This window comes from Pseudoalteromonas sp. PB2-1, assembly GCF_045040605.1.
Lineage (GTDB): Bacteria > Pseudomonadota > Gammaproteobacteria > Enterobacterales > Alteromonadaceae > Pseudoalteromonas > Pseudoalteromonas arabiensis.
Window position 1 is genome coordinate 32,580 of the sequence record NZ_CP090667.1, and the last position, 15,630, is coordinate 48,209.

Genomic DNA, 15,630 nt, shown 5'->3' on the forward strand with positions numbered 1-15,630 from the left:
CTTTATTATGCAAATAACAATATCAAGAGAGCAATTTTTAAAACCTTTAGTTCAAGTGTCAGGTGCGATTGAGCGTAAGCACACCTTACCAATTTTATCGAACGTTTTGTTAGTTGTTGAAAACGGGCAACTTTCAATGACAGGCACAGACCTTGAAATTGAGTTAGTGGCCAGTGTTTTTGTTGGTGAAGATACGGCAGATACCAAGCTAACTTTACCAGCTAAAAAATTACTCGATATTTGTAAAAGTTTACCCGATGGCTCTGACCTTACGTTAAGTAGCCAAGATCATCAGTTACTACTAACAAGTGGTAAAAGCCGTTTTTCTTTAACAACCTTGGCTGCTGAAGATTTTCCGAATCTTGAGCAGTGGGATGGTGAAGTTGAATTTCAACTAACACGTTTAGAGCTGCGTAAGCTTTTAGAAAGCACGCATTTTTCTATGGCGAATCAAGACGTCCGTTATTACTTGAACGGTATGTCATTTGAGGTTGATAACACAGATATTAAGACAGTGGCGACAGATGGTCACCGTTTGGCGATTGCACAAAAACAATTACCACAATCTTTAAATACGCAGCGTCAGTTAATTATTCCACGTAAAGGTGTGCAAGAAATTATGCGCCTAATGGTGGCTGATGATGAGCTAGTAACCATTCAATTTGGTGCTAATCATATTCGTATTATTGATACTGAATTTACGTTTACCAGTAAACTGGTTGATGGTCGTTTCCCTGATTATCGTCGAGTATTGCCGCGTGGAGGAGACAAAGTCATTACTGCTAACCGAGAGTGGTTACGTAGTGCTTTCCAACGTGTGTCTATTTTATCGAATGAAAAGTTCCGTGGAGTACGACTAAATCTGTCTGAAGGTTTATTGAAAATTACGGCAAATAACCCTGAGCAAGAACAAGCTGAAGAAGTGGTTGAAGTAATGTACCAAGGCGGCGAACTTGAAATTGGCTTTAACGTTTCTTACGTGCTTGATGTACTAAATACATTAAAAACAGAAGATGTAACGTTTACGCTTGCAGACTCTAATAGTAGTGCGCTAATTGAAGGTGCGGGCGACGAAGAAGCTATGTACGTTGTTATGCCGATGCGCCTATAAGCTTGTATGAGTTTAAGTCATTTAAGCCTCAATAATTTTCGTAATATTGAGGCGCTGACACTTGAGCCTGTAAATGGAATTAATATAATTTATGGCGAGAATGGCAGCGGAAAAACCAGCCTCCTTGAGGCGATATATTTCCTTTCTCACGGTAAATCATTTCGTACCGCCAAACATAAAAATATTATTCAGCATCAACAGAACAACTTTGTTATCCATGGACGCAAAACGCTACATGATTTGTCTATTCCGATTGGTATAAGTAAAAACCAAGCGGGTGAAACATCTTTAAAGATTCAGGGTAAAACGAGCCGTAAAATTTCTGAATTAGCTCAGCTAATACCTGTACAAGTTATTACTCCTGAAAGCTATTCATTATTTTTTGGTGGACCAAAAGAGCGCAGAAAATTTCTCGATTTAGGATTGTTCCACGTGGAACATGACTTTTTTTATTTGTGGCAGTCCTTTAATAAAGTACTGAAACAACGTAATGCTTTACTGAAAAGTAAACCTCGAGATTATTTCGAACAGATCAAGTTTTGGGACAAAGAATTTGTTAGACTAGCTGAACAAATAAATAATTTAAGAATCGCGTATATAAGTAGGTTTAAACAGCAGTTTTTTGATAAAATGTGTGCAGAATTAACGCTTGTAAGCGATTTAGAAATTAACTTTCATGCGGGTTGGAAAGAGAGTGAAACGCTCTCAGAGGCGCTTGAGCAAAGCTTTGAACGTGATGCCAAACAAGGTTTCACAAGTAAAGGTCCGCATAAAGCTGATTTTAGTTTTAGTGTTTCTGGTAACAGTGTAGAAAATACATTTTCTCGCGGTCAATTGAAGCTCTTGCTTTATGCGTTAAAAGTAACGCAAAATAGCTTAATTGAGTCAGAAACAGATAAGCAATCTATATTGCTAATAGATGACTTACCTTCAGAACTAGGTGAAGATACAAAAGAAAAAGTGGGTCAGCTTTTGACTCATTGCGATTCGCAACTTTTTATCTCATCAATTTTATCTGAAAGTATTTCTGCTGTGGTGGAACCCATGCAACGAGAACTAAAAATGTTCCACGTGAAACATGGCAACCTAATAACAAGATAAGTGGGATTAACCATGTCTGAGAATTACGATTCGTCGAGTATTAAAGTACTTAAAGGATTAGACGCAGTAAGAAAGCGTCCAGGAATGTATATAGGGGATACCGATGACGGTACAGGCCTACACCACATGGTGTTTGAGGTTGTTGATAACTCTATCGATGAAGCCTTAGCTGGTCATTGTGATGATATTTTTGTAACGATTCACTTAGACGGTTCAGTCTCTGTAAGAGATAACGGTCGTGGTATTCCTACATCTATTCACGAAGAAGAAGGTGTGTCAGCGGCTGAAGTTATCATGACGGTACTTCATGCTGGTGGTAAGTTCGATGATAACTCATATAAAGTATCGGGCGGCTTACACGGCGTAGGTGTTTCGGTAGTAAATGCACTATCTGAAAAACTACAACTAACAATTCGCCGTGAAGGTAAAGTACATCAACAAACTTATACTATGGGTGTACCAGATGCGCCATTAGCTGTAATTGGTGATGCAACTGACACAGGTACTGAACTACGTTTCTGGCCAAGTGGTGAAACATTCACTGATCTAAACTTTCACTATGATATTTTAGCAAAGCGCTTACGTGAGCTTTCGTTCTTGAACTCTGGTGTAAGTATCATTCTTACTGATGAGCGTGAAGAATCTAAAAATGACCACTTCAAATATGAAGGCGGTATTCAAGCATTCGTAGAATATCTAAACCGCAATAAAACACCTGTGCATAAAAGTGTTTTCCACTTTACCCATGAGCGTGAAGAAGACGGTATTAGTGTAGAAGTTTCAATGCAGTGGAATGATGGCTTCCAAGAGAGCATTTACTGTTTCACAAATAATATTCCCCAACGTGATGGTGGTACGCACTTAGCTGGCTTTAGAGCAGCATTAACGCGTACGCTAAATAACTACATGGAAAAAGAAGGCTTTAACAAAAAAGCGAAAACAACAAGCAATGCAACGGGTGATGACGCTCGTGAAGGCTTAACTGCGGTTGTAAGCGTTAAAGTTCCCGATCCAAAATTCTCATCACAAACCAAAGATAAACTAGTATCTAGTGAAGTGAAATCTGCTGTAGAACAAGCAATGGCAGAAAAACTAACCGAGTTCTTATTAGAAAACCCTGTTGATGCGAAAACAGTTGTTGGCAAAATTATTGATGCGGCACGCGCTCGTGAAGCAGCGCGTAAAGCACGTGAAATGACACGTCGTAAAGGTGCAATGGATTTAGCTGGTTTACCTGGTAAATTGGCAGATTGCCAAGAAAAAGATCCAGCACTTTCTGAACTATACATAGTGGAGGGTGACTCTGCAGGTGGTTCAGCTAAGCAGGGTCGTAACCGTAAAAATCAAGCTATCTTGCCACTAAAAGGTAAGATTCTTAACGTTGAAAAAGCACGCTTTGATAAGATGCTTTCTTCTCAAGAAGTAGCAACTCTAATCACTGCATTAGGTTGTGGTATTGGTCGTGATGAATATGACCCAGAAAAACTACGTTATCATCGTATCATTATCATGACCGATGCGGACGTGGATGGTTCACACATTCGTACCTTACTACTGACTTTCTTCTATCGTCAAATGCCAGAGATTGTAGAAAAAGGCTTTATCTACATTGCACAACCGCCACTTTATAAAGTGAAAAAAGGTAAGCAAGAACGCTACATTAAAGATGACCCAGCGTTAGTTGATTACTTAACATCATTAGCATTAAACAATGCTGCACTTTATACAAGTGAAGGGGCATCTGCACTTGAAGGTGAAGAATTAGAAAGAATTGTTCACGACTATCAAAATACAGTTAAAGTAATTGAGCGCTTAAAACGTAAATATCCAAACTCGGTTATGGAACGTTTAATTTATCAAAGCGAAATTACAGAAGCAGATTTAGCAGATGAAGCAAAAGTTAAAGAGTGGACTAACACGCTAGTTGACGACTTAATTGCACGTGATGAAGATGCAACTATTTTCCACGCGGGCACTGAGCACGATACTGAGCGCAATATGTATTATCCTGTTGTGAATATTCGCCAGCATGGTGTGGATAAAGCACATGTATTGAACTTCGACTTCATTACATCGCGTGATTATAAGCGTATTGCTGCGACAGGTGTAAACATTGCAAACTTGCTTGAAGAAGGCGCTTATGTTCAACGTGGTGAGAAGACATTAGCTGTTGATAACTTTGTGGATGCATTAGAGTGGTTAATCTCTGAATCGAAGCGTGGACTATACATCCAACGCTATAAAGGACTCGGTGAGATGAACCCAGATCAGCTTTGGGAGACCACCATGGACCCTGGTGCACGTCGGATGTTGAAAGTAACAATTGAAGATGCTGTTGCAGCTGACCAATTGTTCGCGACATTAATGGGTGACCAAGTTGAACCTCGTCGTGACTTTATTGAAACGAATGCGCTACGCGTAGTTAACTTAGACGTATAAAGTTAAAATAGATATTTAAAAAGGAGCCAACTGGCTCCTTTTTTTATTACTGAAAAAGCACAAACTGCTTAAAACCTTACTGCACACAAGGTATACTGAGAGCAATTTTCAGACTAAACGCACCAGATACTATAAGCCAAATATGCAAAAATATGACGTTAAAACCTTTCAAGGTTTGATCCTGGCTTTACAGGACTATTGGGCACAGCAAGGCTGTGTGATTGCTCAACCACTCGATATGGAAGTGGGAGCAGGGACATTTCATCCGTTAACTTTCTTAAAGTCGATTGGCCCAGAGCCAATGTCGAGCGCGTATGTTCAACCATGCCGCCGTCCAACTGATGGTCGTTATGGTGAAAACCCGAACCGTTTACAGCACTACTACCAATTCCAAGTAGTATTAAAGCCATCGCCAGAAAACATCCAGGAGCTGTATTTAGGCTCATTAGCTGCTGTTGGTATCGATACACTAACTGATGAAGTTCGCTTTGTAGAAGACAACTGGGAGTCACCTACATTAGGTGCTTGGGGGCTAGGTTGGGAGATCTGGTTAAACGGCATGGAAGTAACTCAGTTTACTTACTTCCAACAAGTTGGTGGATTAGAGTGCTCACCAGTAACCGGTGAAATCACTTATGGTCTTGAGCGTTTAGCAATGTATATTCAGGGCGTAGATAGTATCTATGACCTAGTATGGGCAGACGGTCCTATGGGTCGTGTGACATACGGTGATGTATTCCATCAAAATGAAGTAGAGCAGTCAGCTTATAACTTCGAACAAGCGGATGTTGAGTTCTTATTTGCACAGTTTGATCATTGTGAAAAAGAAAGCGAAAAGCTAATTGAAGCAGGCTTACCATTACCAGCTTATGAGCAAGTAATGAAAGCATCACATGCGTTTAATTTATTAGACGCTCGTCACGCTATCTCAGTAACAGAACGTCAACGTTATATCTTACGTGTTCGTGCTTTATCAAAAGCATGTGCGCAAAGTTACTATGATGCCCGTGAAGCTCTTGGTTTCCCGCTTTGTAAGGATTAAGAATTAGCATGTCAGCAGAAAATTTATTAGTAGAAATTGGCACTGAAGAGTTGCCACCGAAAGCACTTCGTAAACTTGCTGAGTCGTTTGCTGAGAACTTAGCAACTGAGCTTGTAAGCTTAGAATTAAATCATCAAGGCGTTAACTGGTACGCATCACCACGTCGCTTAGGTTTACGTGTTACTGCACTTGAAGCTAAACAAAGTGACAAGGTGGTAGAAAAGCGTGGCCCTGCAGTTGCAGCAGCGTTTGATGCCGATGGTAATCCAACTAAAGCCGCAATGGGTTGGGCTCGTGGCTGTGGCATCGATGTAAGCGACGCACAAACGCTAGAAACAGATAAAGGCGCTTGGTTATTACATAAAGCACAGGTTGAAGGTCAAGCAACGACATCGCTTATGAGTGAAGCTGTAAACAAAGCACTTGCTAAATTACCTATCCCTAAACCAATGCGTTGGGGTGCAAATAAAACACAATTTATTCGCCCAGTACACACTGCAACTATTTTGTTTGGTAGCACGCTAATTGAAGGCGAAATCCTTGGTAAGCAAGTTGGCAACCAATTACAAGGTCACCGTTTCCATCACCCAGAAAAAGTAACAATCAACCACGCTGATGATGTGTTTGATGTGCTGAAATCTGCTTACGTTGTCGCTGACTTCGAAGCGCGTAAAGCACAAATTCGCGAACAGATTGAAGCAGCAGCTAGCGCTGTAAATGCAAAAGTAGCGATGGATGAAGACTTACTTGAAGAAGTAACATCGTTGGTTGAATGGCCAGTAACGCTGACAGCAACATTCGAAGAAGCATTCTTAGATGTCCCTTCAGAAGCGCTTATCTATACCATGAAGGACGACCAAAAGTACTTCCCGTTATTAGACCAAGATGGCAACTTACTTAACAAGTTCCTATTTGTTTCTAATATCGAAAGTAAAGATCCGAGCGTGGTAATTGCTGGTAACGAAAAAGTTGTACGCCCTCGTTTAGCTGATGCGCAGTTCTTCTACGAAACTGATAAGAAGAAAACGTTAGAGAGTCGTTTAGAGTCGTTAGATACTGTTTTATTCCAAAAGCAACTTGGTACGCTGAAAGATAAATCTGAGCGTATTAGTGAACTTGCAGGTTACATTGCAGAGCAATTAGGTGCCGACGCAGAGCTTGCTAAGCGTGCAGGTCTTCTAAGTAAAACAGACTTAATGACCGAAATGGTCATGGAGTTTACCGACGTACAAGGTGTAATGGGTATGCATTACGCTCGTCACGACGGTGAAGCCGAAGAAGTTGCACTGGCGCAAAACGAACAATATATGCCTCGCTTTGCGGGCGATAACTTACCAACAAATGTGATCAGCTGTGCGGTCGCAATTGCGGATAAGTTTGATACGCTGGTAGGTATTTTTGGTATTGGCCAAGCGCCAAAGGGTGACAAAGATCCATTTGCACTTCGTCGTGCTGCCATTGGTGCTTTACGCATCATGGTAGAAAAATCATTACCGCTAGATATTTTAGATCTTGTTGCTAAGTCACAAACGCTATTCGGTGAAAAGCTAACTAACCTGAATGTATCAACGGATGTGTTTGAGTTCATGCTAGGGCGTTTCCGCGCATGGTATCAAGACGAAGGTATCGAAGTTGATGTCATTCAAGCGGTACTAGCACGTCGTCCAACTAAACCAGTTGATTTCGATCGTCGCGTTAAAGCGGTAAGTCACTTCCGTACATTAGACGCAGCAGAAGCACTTGCAGCGGCAAATAAACGTGTAAGCAACATTTTGGCTAAGAATGACATCACAACACAAGGTGATGTGAATGAGAGCCTATTAAGCGATGACGCAGAGAAAGTATTAGCGTCACACGTAGCTAAGTTTGCAACCGAGCTTGCACCTTTGTATGCAAATGGCGATTACCAAGAAGCACTATCACAACTTGCAGGTATCCGTGAGAGTGTTGATAACTTCTTCGATAATGTCATGGTAATGGCAGATGACGAAGCGGTTAAACAAAACCGTTTAGCATTATTAAGTCAGTTAAGCCGTCTGTTTTTAGATATTGCTGATATTTCTGTACTTCAGAAGTAAGTAGTAGCCAATTAATAAAAGCCAGCTTTGTGCTGGCTTTTTAGTAGCATAAGGAACAGTAATGAAACGTGTAATTACTTTAGCATTAGCAGGTTTATTAACAGCCTGTACGAGCCAAATACAAATGCCAAGCATTGACGACATGCTGCCAAGCAAAGACTTAGACCGTACCATGTACCTGCGTGGCGACTTTACGTTATGGGATGCTGAACCACAATATATACTTGAGCAAGTTGCATCAGGTATCTTCCAAGCAGAAGTAACGTTCTCAACACCAGGAAAAATCTATGAATTTAAAGTGGCTGATGCTAACTTTAGTCAAGGCTATAACTGTGGTTATAGTGACATGGACCCCGCAGGACAAGTACTATTATTAGGTCAGGCTGCCATTGCCGATTGTAATACTATTTACAACTACTTTAGTTTTAAACCAGCGACAAAAGGCGTGTATGTAGTGAGCTTTGATTACCGCAATAGTAATAAGCCAAAAGTGACAGTTACTAAAAAGTAACTGGAGTTTTTGAGTGGGTTTTTAATTGATAAAGGTAACAATTAAATGCTCACTCTCATCTTATTTATCTAGCCTATAGTCCTTTCTTCAGCAAATATTTAAATGGCGCTTGCTCAACATCTTTAGCCACTAGCGTGTGATCCATAAAAGTACAAAAGCTTGGAATGTCGCGGGTGGTTGATGGGTCATCGGCGATGATAAGTAATGTTTCGCCATCTTTCATTTTACGTACTGCGCCACGCACCATCATGACAGGTTCTGGACAACGAAGGCCAAGTGCATCTAATTGGTGATCGGGATTATCAAAACTCATGGCTGACCTTTTGGATGAAAGAGACGATTAATAAGCGGCTATTTTAACTTTCTATTGCTGCCAGTTTCAATAACAGAAAGCAACGCAAATAAAAAAGGCGCACTGAGTAAATCAATGCGCCTTTTTATCACCAAGATGTTTGGTGTGAGCTCGTTATTCTACGCGCTCAAATACAGTTGCAATACCTTGGCCTAAACCAATACACATTGTTGCTAGACCGTACTTAGCATTCTTATCTTCCATTAGGTGAACAAGCGTTGTGCTAATACGTGAACCAGAACAACCTAGTGGATGACCAAGTGCAATTGCACCACCATTTAGGTTAACTTTTTCATCTACCACGTCCATCAGACCTAAGTCTTTTAATACTGGTAGAGATTGTGCTGCGAATGCCTCGTTAAGCTCTGCAACATCGATATCGTCAATAGTGATACCTGCTTGTTGAAGTGCTTTTTGCGATGCAGGAACAGGGCCGTAACCCATGATTGATGGATCGCAACCTGCTACAGCCATTGATTTAATACGCGCACGAATTGGTAAACCAAGTTCTTTAGCTTTCTTTTCGCTCATTACAAGCATTGCTGACGCGCCGTCAGAAAGTGCAGATGAAGTGCCTGCAGTTACGCTACCTGATGCTGGATTGAATACAGGGCGTAGTTGCGATAAGCCTTCAACAGTTGTTTCTGGGCGGATTACTTCATCGTCTTCAACTAAGATTAAAGAACCATCTGCATCGTGACCTTCCATTGCTAGGATTTCACGACGGAAGCGACCTTCAACTGTTGCAGCGTGTGCACGTTGGTGTGAGCGGTAAGCAAATTCGTCTTGTTGCTCGCGGCTAATGCCGTGCAGCGTTGCAAGGTACTCTGCTGTTAAACCCATTACGCCAGCAGCTTGTGCCACAGACGTTGATAAACCTGGGTGAAAATCATTACCGTGAGTCATAGGTACGTGACCCATGTGCTCAACACCACCAATGATATAGGTATCACCAGCGCCAGTCATAATAGCGCGTGCTGCATCGTGCAGAGCTTGCATCGATGAACCACATAGACGGTTAACTGTTACTGCTGGTACTGAGTGAGGGATACCGGCAAGGAGTGCTGCGTTTCGAGCAATGTTAAAACCTTGCTCTAAAGTTTGTTGTACACAGCCCCAGTAAATATCATCAATTGATGCTGGATCAACGGCTGGGTTACGGTCTAACAAACCTTTCATTAAGTGAGCACTTAAATCTTCCGCACGCTTGTTTTTGAATACGCCGTTCTTTGAACGACCCATTGGTGTGCGGATACAATCTACGATTACTGGATTATTCATGTTTCTTATCCTTCCACCTTATAGAATACACGGCCTTCTTCGGCCCACTTGCGAGTTTCATCTGATACTTGGTAAATCGCACCTAAGTGAGCGTATTTGTCTGCTGTTGCAACAAAGTTCGCTAAACCAGTTTGATCTAAGTAACGGAATGCACCGCCTCTAAATGGAGGGAAACCAATGCCGTAAATTAGCGCCATGTCAGCTTCTTGTGGAGACGCTACGATACCTTCTTGTAAACAAAGTAGAACTTCGTTGATCATCGGGATCATACAACGGTCAATGATTTCTTGTTTATCGAAATCTTTCGGTGCATCAGTGATAGCACTTAGTAGCTCAGTTGCTGTTGCATCTTTAGTTTTTTTCAAGCGACCACGACGGTCTGGTGCATATTGGTAGAAACCAGCACCATTTTTCTGGCCAAAGCGTTTTTCGTTTGCAAATACAGTAACAGGGTCTTTATCTTGGCGAGCCATACGCTCAGGGAAACCGTCAGCCATTACACCAGTACAGTGGTAAGCTGTATCAATACCTACCACATCAAGAAGGTACGCAGGACCCATTGGCCAACCAAATACATTTTCCATTACTTTATCAACTTTCGTGAAGTCAGCACCTTCAACAACAAGTTTGCTGAAACCTGCAAAGTAAGGGAAGAGTACGCGGTTTACAAAGAAGCCAGGGCAGTCGTTTACAACGATTGGTGATTTGCCCAGTTTTAATGCGTAATCAACAACCGCATTAATTGTTGCTTCTGATGTTTTTTCACCACGAATGATTTCTACTAGTGGCATTTTTGGCACTGGGTTAAAGAAGTGCATACCACAGAAGTTTTCTGGTTTCTCAAGTGCAGACGCTAACTCGTCAATACGAATTGTTGAGGTATTTGAAGTTAGGATAGTGCCTGCTGGTAAGTCTTTTTCAAGACCCGCAAGAACGGCTTGCTTCACTTTAGGGTTTTCAACCACGGCTTCAACAACAATGTCAGCGCTTTGTAGGTCTGCATCGTTTAGTGTTGGTTTGATCTTGCCTAAAGTGGCAACCATCTTATCCATCGCCATATGGCCACGTTGTACTTTCTTACCTAGTAGCTTAGATGCTTCACCCATACCTAAATCAAGTGCATCTTGGTTGATGTCTTTCATGATAATAGGCGTGCCTTTATAAGCCGATTGGTAAGCAATACCACCGCCCATAATACCTGCACCTAATACAGCGGCTTGTTTTATCTCAAGTTCACTGTGTTTAGCTTGTTTCTTCGCTTTACCTTTAATGTATTGGTCAGCTAAGAAAATACCTGTTTGCGCGGCAGCTTCACTTGTTGCTGCAAGTTTAGCAAAGTTAGCGTTTTCAATTGCCATTGCTTCAGCGCGTTCACAGTTGGCTGCAGCTTTGATTGTTTTTACAGCCATAACAGGTGCTGGGTAGTGACCTTTCGTTTTACCCATTACCATGCCTTCAGCCATCGCAAAGCTCATACCTTGCTCAACACGGTTCATTTTCAGTGGCTGTAATTTTACTTGTCGTTTCGCTTGCCAATCTAGCTTACCAGCAACTGCTTGCTCAAGTGTTGCAATACTTGACTCTAAAAGTTTGTCAGCACTAACTACCGCGTCAAATGCACCTACTTTTAGGGCATCAGCAGCGCGGTTTTCTTTACCTGTAGTGATCCATGTCATCGCATTATCAGCGCCAATAAGGCGTGGAAGGCGAACTGTGCCACCAAAACCAGGCATAATGCCTAGTTTAACTTCAGGTAGGCCAATTTTAGCGTTAGAGCTAGCAACGCGATAATCGGTAGCAAGTGCCCACTCACACCCGCCGCCAAGCGCCATGCCGTTTACAGCACTTAGCGTTGGGAAAGGTAAATCTTCAATCGCGTCAAAAACGTCAGTTGCATTTTTGATCCATGCAACCAATTCTTCTTGCGGTTTAGTGAAAGTAGGTAAAAATTCGAAAATGTCGGCACCGATAATGAAATGATCTTTATCGCTGGTGAACACCATGCCTTTGATATCTGAGTTTGTTGCCAATTCTTTTAATGCTAAAGCGCAATCTTGCAAGGTTTGCTGCGAAAGTTTATTTACTGAGCCGTCTGCACAGAACTTAAACTCGGCGATGTTGTCCTTGATGAAAGCAACTTCAAATGAATCGCTTTTATATAACATTATTATTCTCCCTAGTTTATTAACTAAGACTGGTACGATGAGTTTGCATTTCAATCAGTGTGCTTGCTTTAAAATGAAAATGCAACGAAAAATTTACTGCGCTTTATCGCTATTGGTTAAAATATAGCTGGTTTGGTGCTAAGGTGTAGAAGAAGTTTTTTGTTATTAATTCTTTAATTTTTGTTAAAGGTCATCATGAAAAAACAACTCCTTGGTTGGACAGCTGCCGCATTACTTTTTCCTTTTTTTGCAGCTGAAGCCAACGACAAACATGACGCTTTTTTAAAAGCAGAAAAAAAGGCGCGATACGGTGATTATGACGATATGAAAGAGGCGGCCAATGGATTAGACCACCCGCTAAAGCCTTACGTCGAAAAAGCTTATTGGCAACGAAACCCAAGTTTGAAGCATCAAACAGAAATAGAAAACTATCTTAATGTTTATCGTAATACGCCATTAGAGTGGCCTGTGCGTAAAGCATGGCTTAACTACTTAAAACAGAACAATAAAAAAGCCGCTTATATTCGTAATTACAGAGAGACCAGTAATAACGAATTGACTTGTCCTTATTTAAGCTTTCAATTGGACTTAGGTGCGCCTAAAGAAGCAATAATGAATCAAGTTAGTGATTTATGGGTGGTAGGGCATTCTCAACCAAAAGAATGCGACACACTTTTTTCACTTTGGAAAAAAGAAGGTTATCAAACACAAGAACGCATTTGGCAACGAGTTTCTCTCGCTGCAGAAGGGGGTACGTCAAGCTTATTGCCTTACCTAAAGTCATTACTCCCTAAAGATGAGCAGTACTTGGCTGATTTATATTTAAAAGTACGCAAAGACCCGAGTGCTTCGGCTGGTTTATATCGCTTCAAGAAAAAGACAGCCAAAGAAGGGCAAATAGCATTATACGGGGTGAAACGCTTAGTTTGGCGTGATAAAGAGTTAGCGCTTCGAGCATGGGAAAAGCTTGAAAAAATGTTTGTTTACACGGAAGAACAAAAAGCGGATGTGTACTACAACTTTGCACTATCGCTTGCCTCAAGCGGGCATAAACAAGCTCGCTTTTGGTTAAATAAGGTGCCTAAAGAGCGTCAAACAACGAAGTTAATGCAGTGGCAGCTTGCTAATATGCTCGAACTGCAAGATTGGTCTGGTATTGTGGCGTTTTTTACTGGTAAAGAAAACCTAAGCCTAGGTCAGCAATATTGGTTAGCATATAGCTTAAATCAGCGTGGCGAAGTTGAAGATGCCCGCACTCTTTGGCAAAAAGTTGCCAAAGAGCGCGATTATTACGGCTTTTTAGCATCTGCTCGATTAGGTATTCCGGTTAGTCTAAATAATCAACAGTTGCAAATTTCTGATAAGCTCCAACTAGAAGTCGCAAATGCACCAGGCTTTAAGCGTGCGCGTGCACTTTATGAGCTTGAGCGCTACACGTCAGCTCGCAGGGAGTGGAATTACTTAACAGGTACATCAACCAAAGAAGAAAAGCTCGCGGCATCAATGCTTGCTGCTGAGCTTGATTGGTATGACAGCACTATTTATACCTTGGCACAAATTAAAGAATGGGATTATGTTGATTTGCGTTTCCCATTTGCGTTTAAAGATGTATTTGAGAGCTATAGTAACCGTAATCATATAGACATGGCATGGAGTATTGCAATTTCACGTCGTGAAAGCTCATTTGCGCCTGACGCCCGCTCTCATGCCAATGCCTATGGTTTAATGCAACTATTACCGAGCACCGCTAAATACATTAATAGAAGTACTGTTTCGCGTAGAAAGTTGTTTCACCCTAAAACGAACATTCGTTTAGGGAGTGAATACTTAAAGTATTTAAAAAAGAAAAATCGCGGCAACGAAATATTAGCCACCGCTTCTTATAATGCAGGTTATCATCGAATTAAACGTTGGATCCCTGAACAAGCAATGCCTGCGGAGTTATGGATTGAGCTTATACCTTATACTGAAACACGTAACTACGTGAAGAATGTATTTGCTTACAGGCAAGTTTACCATACGCGCTTAGGGCGAGATGGTAATGTGCTTGCGCCAATTTTAGATATGAAAATGGGCGGCTGATACTAATTGACCTTAATCCCCTGTGTTGGGCGTTAAGGTCGACTATGATAGACTGCGACTAAGTCGAATTTACTTATATGGGTTTACTATGGATAAATTAGCGGTGTTATATGCCGAACATATTGCAACCTTGCAACAGCGCACGCGTACAATTACAGAGCGTGAAGGTTTAGAAGGCCTTGTTATTCACTCTGGTCAGGCAAAGCGCCAGTTTTTAGATGATATGTACTACCCGTTTAAGGTTAACCCGCAATTCAAAGCTTGGTTACCTGTAATTGATAACCCTCATTGTTGGATAGTTGTAGACGGTGCATCTAAGCCAAAGCTGATATTTTATCGCCCAGTTGATTTTTGGCATAAAGTACCTGATGAGCCTCGTGATTTTTGGGCTGAGTATTTTGATATTGAATTATTAGTACAACCAGATCAGGTAGAAAAACTGCTTCCTTACGATAAGGCAAAATTTGCCTATATTGGTGAATATTTAGACGTAGCGCAAGCACTGGGCTTTAGCATTATGAACCCAGAGCCAGTTATGAACTATTTGCACTTTCATCGTGCATATAAAACACAATACGAGCTTGAGTGTTTGCGTCAAGCTAACCGTATTGCCGTCGATGGTCATAAAGCGGCACGTGATGCTTTCTTTGCAGGTGGCTCTGAATTTGATATTCAACAGGCTTACTTAATGGCGACGCGTCAAAGTGAAAATGAAATGCCATATGGTAATATTGTTGCGCTTAATGAAAACTGTGCAATCTTACATTACACGCACTTTGAGCCTAAAGCGCCAGAGACACATCGCTCATTCCTAATTGACGCTGGTGCAAATTTTAACGGCTACGCAGCTGATATCACGCGTACTTATGATTTTAATCAGTCGGGTGAGTTTAGCGACTTAATTAAGGTCATGACGGAGCATCAAATTGCTTTAGGTAAAGCATTAAAACCAGGTATGTTATATGGCGAATTGCATTTGGACTGTCATCAGCGTGTAGCGCAGGTGTTGAGCGACTTTAATATTGTGAAGCTATCGGCGGCTGAAATTGTTGAGCGCGGTATAACATCAACCTTCTTCCCGCATGGTCTTGGCCATCACCTAGGTTTACAAGTTCATGATATGGGTGGCTTTATGGCGGATGATAAAGGTGCGCATCAAGCACCACCTGAAGGGCACCCATTCTTACGTTGCACGCGTTTAATCGAAAAGAACCAAGTCTTTACTATTGAACCTGGTTTATATTTTATTGAATCGTTACTGGGCGACCTTGCGCAAACCGATAATAAACAGTTTATTAACTGGGAAAAAGTTGAAGCGCTTAAACCATTTGGCGGTATCCGTATTGAAGATAATATTATCGTTCATGATGATAGCCTAGAAAATATGACCCGTGATCTACATCTAGACTAACAACAAACGACATTAACAAGAGGGGCCAAATGGCCCCATTTTTTTAGATAGAAGAAT

At 41.4% G+C, this 15,630-nt stretch carries 11 protein-coding genes; 8 read left to right on the forward strand and 3 right to left on the reverse strand.

Annotated elements, in window-relative coordinates; translation table 11 throughout:
* Positions 1-7 precede the first annotated feature (7 nt).
* The 6 genes from dnaN to L0Z67_RS00170 all read left to right on the forward strand — a co-directional run bounded on the left by dnaN (position 8) and on the right by L0Z67_RS00170 (position 8,282).
* Positions 8-1,111, forward strand: coding sequence for a DNA polymerase III subunit beta (gene dnaN, locus L0Z67_RS00145; protein WP_130149247.1), 1,104 nt, complete (start codon positions 8-10; stop codon positions 1,109-1,111).
* A 6-nt stretch (positions 1,112-1,117) separates the two neighbouring features.
* Positions 1,118-2,212 carry a DNA replication/repair protein RecF gene (gene recF / locus L0Z67_RS00150; RefSeq protein ID WP_405128333.1) on the forward strand — a complete coding sequence of 365 codons (1,095 nt, stop codon included), beginning with the start codon at positions 1,118-1,120 and terminating at the stop codon, positions 2,210-2,212.
* A gap of 12 nt (positions 2,213-2,224) precedes the next feature.
* On the forward strand, positions 2,225-4,651 hold the full coding sequence (gene gyrB / locus L0Z67_RS00155) for a DNA topoisomerase (ATP-hydrolyzing) subunit B (RefSeq protein WP_237114648.1): 2,427 nt from the start codon (positions 2,225-2,227) through the stop codon (positions 4,649-4,651).
* A 142-nt stretch (positions 4,652-4,793) separates the two neighbouring features.
* A complete protein-coding gene (glyQ, locus tag L0Z67_RS00160) occupies positions 4,794-5,693 on the forward strand; it encodes a glycine--tRNA ligase subunit alpha (protein ID WP_054554789.1) in 900 nt (299 codons plus the stop codon).
* Between the two features lie 8 nt (positions 5,694-5,701).
* Positions 5,702-7,771 (forward strand): glycine--tRNA ligase subunit beta, encoded by a 2,070-nt coding sequence (glyS, locus tag L0Z67_RS00165; RefSeq protein ID WP_405128334.1) that lies wholly within the window; start codon positions 5,702-5,704, stop codon positions 7,769-7,771.
* Between the two features lie 61 nt (positions 7,772-7,832).
* Positions 7,833-8,282, forward strand: coding sequence for a hypothetical protein (locus tag L0Z67_RS00170; protein WP_062568455.1), 450 nt, complete (start codon positions 7,833-7,835; stop codon positions 8,280-8,282).
* Positions 8,283-8,355: 73 nt separating this feature from the next.
* Here the strand turns inward: L0Z67_RS00170 and tusA are convergent, their stop codons facing one another.
* The 3 genes from tusA to fadB all read right to left on the reverse strand — a co-directional run bounded on the left by tusA (position 8,356) and on the right by fadB (position 12,080).
* A complete protein-coding gene (gene tusA / locus L0Z67_RS00175) occupies positions 8,356-8,595 on the reverse strand; it encodes a sulfurtransferase TusA (RefSeq protein ID WP_062568454.1) in 240 nt (79 codons plus the stop codon).
* A 153-nt stretch (positions 8,596-8,748) separates the two neighbouring features.
* The gene (gene fadA, locus L0Z67_RS00180; protein ID WP_405128335.1) at positions 8,749-9,915 is read right to left on the reverse strand and encodes an acetyl-CoA C-acyltransferase FadA; all 1,167 of its coding nucleotides are present in this window, start codon (positions 9,913-9,915) and stop codon (positions 8,749-8,751) included.
* A gap of 5 nt (positions 9,916-9,920) precedes the next feature.
* On the reverse strand, positions 9,921-12,080 hold the full coding sequence (fadB, locus tag L0Z67_RS00185; protein WP_405128336.1) for a fatty acid oxidation complex subunit alpha FadB: 2,160 nt from the start codon (positions 12,078-12,080) through the stop codon (positions 9,921-9,923).
* A gap of 195 nt (positions 12,081-12,275) precedes the next feature.
* On the opposite strand from fadB, the gene L0Z67_RS00190 reads away from it, so the two are divergent.
* Both L0Z67_RS00190 and pepQ read left to right on the forward strand, forming a co-directional pair.
* The gene (locus L0Z67_RS00190) at positions 12,276-14,162 is read left to right on the forward strand and encodes a transglycosylase SLT domain-containing protein (RefSeq protein WP_062568450.1); all 1,887 of its coding nucleotides are present in this window, start codon (positions 12,276-12,278) and stop codon (positions 14,160-14,162) included.
* A gap of 88 nt (positions 14,163-14,250) precedes the next feature.
* Positions 14,251-15,573, forward strand: a complete 1,323-nt coding sequence (pepQ, locus tag L0Z67_RS00195; RefSeq protein WP_062568449.1) for a Xaa-Pro dipeptidase — start codon at positions 14,251-14,253, stop codon at positions 15,571-15,573.
* Positions 15,574-15,630: the final 57 nt, after the last annotated feature.

Coding starts and splice junctions, on each gene's coding strand:
- dnaN (WP_130149247.1), top strand. CDS start 8: ATGCAAATAACAATATCAAGAGAGCAATTTTTAAAACCTTTAGTTCAA.
- recF (WP_405128333.1), top strand. CDS start 1,118: ATGAGTTTAAGTCATTTAAGCCTCAATAATTTTCGTAATATTGAGGCG.
- gyrB (WP_237114648.1), top strand. CDS start 2,225: ATGTCTGAGAATTACGATTCGTCGAGTATTAAAGTACTTAAAGGATTA.
- glyQ (WP_054554789.1), top strand. CDS start 4,794: ATGCAAAAATATGACGTTAAAACCTTTCAAGGTTTGATCCTGGCTTTA.
- glyS (WP_405128334.1), top strand. CDS start 5,702: ATGTCAGCAGAAAATTTATTAGTAGAAATTGGCACTGAAGAGTTGCCA.
- L0Z67_RS00170 (WP_062568455.1), top strand. CDS start 7,833: ATGAAACGTGTAATTACTTTAGCATTAGCAGGTTTATTAACAGCCTGT.
- tusA (WP_062568454.1), bottom strand. CDS start 8,595: ATGAGTTTTGATAATCCCGATCACCAATTAGATGCACTTGGCCTTCGT.
- fadA (WP_405128335.1), bottom strand. CDS start 9,915: ATGAATAATCCAGTAATCGTAGATTGTATCCGCACACCAATGGGTCGT.
- fadB (WP_405128336.1), bottom strand. CDS start 12,080: ATGTTATATAAAAGCGATTCATTTGAAGTTGCTTTCATCAAGGACAAC.
- L0Z67_RS00190 (WP_062568450.1), top strand. CDS start 12,276: ATGAAAAAACAACTCCTTGGTTGGACAGCTGCCGCATTACTTTTTCCT.
- pepQ (WP_062568449.1), top strand. CDS start 14,251: ATGGATAAATTAGCGGTGTTATATGCCGAACATATTGCAACCTTGCAA.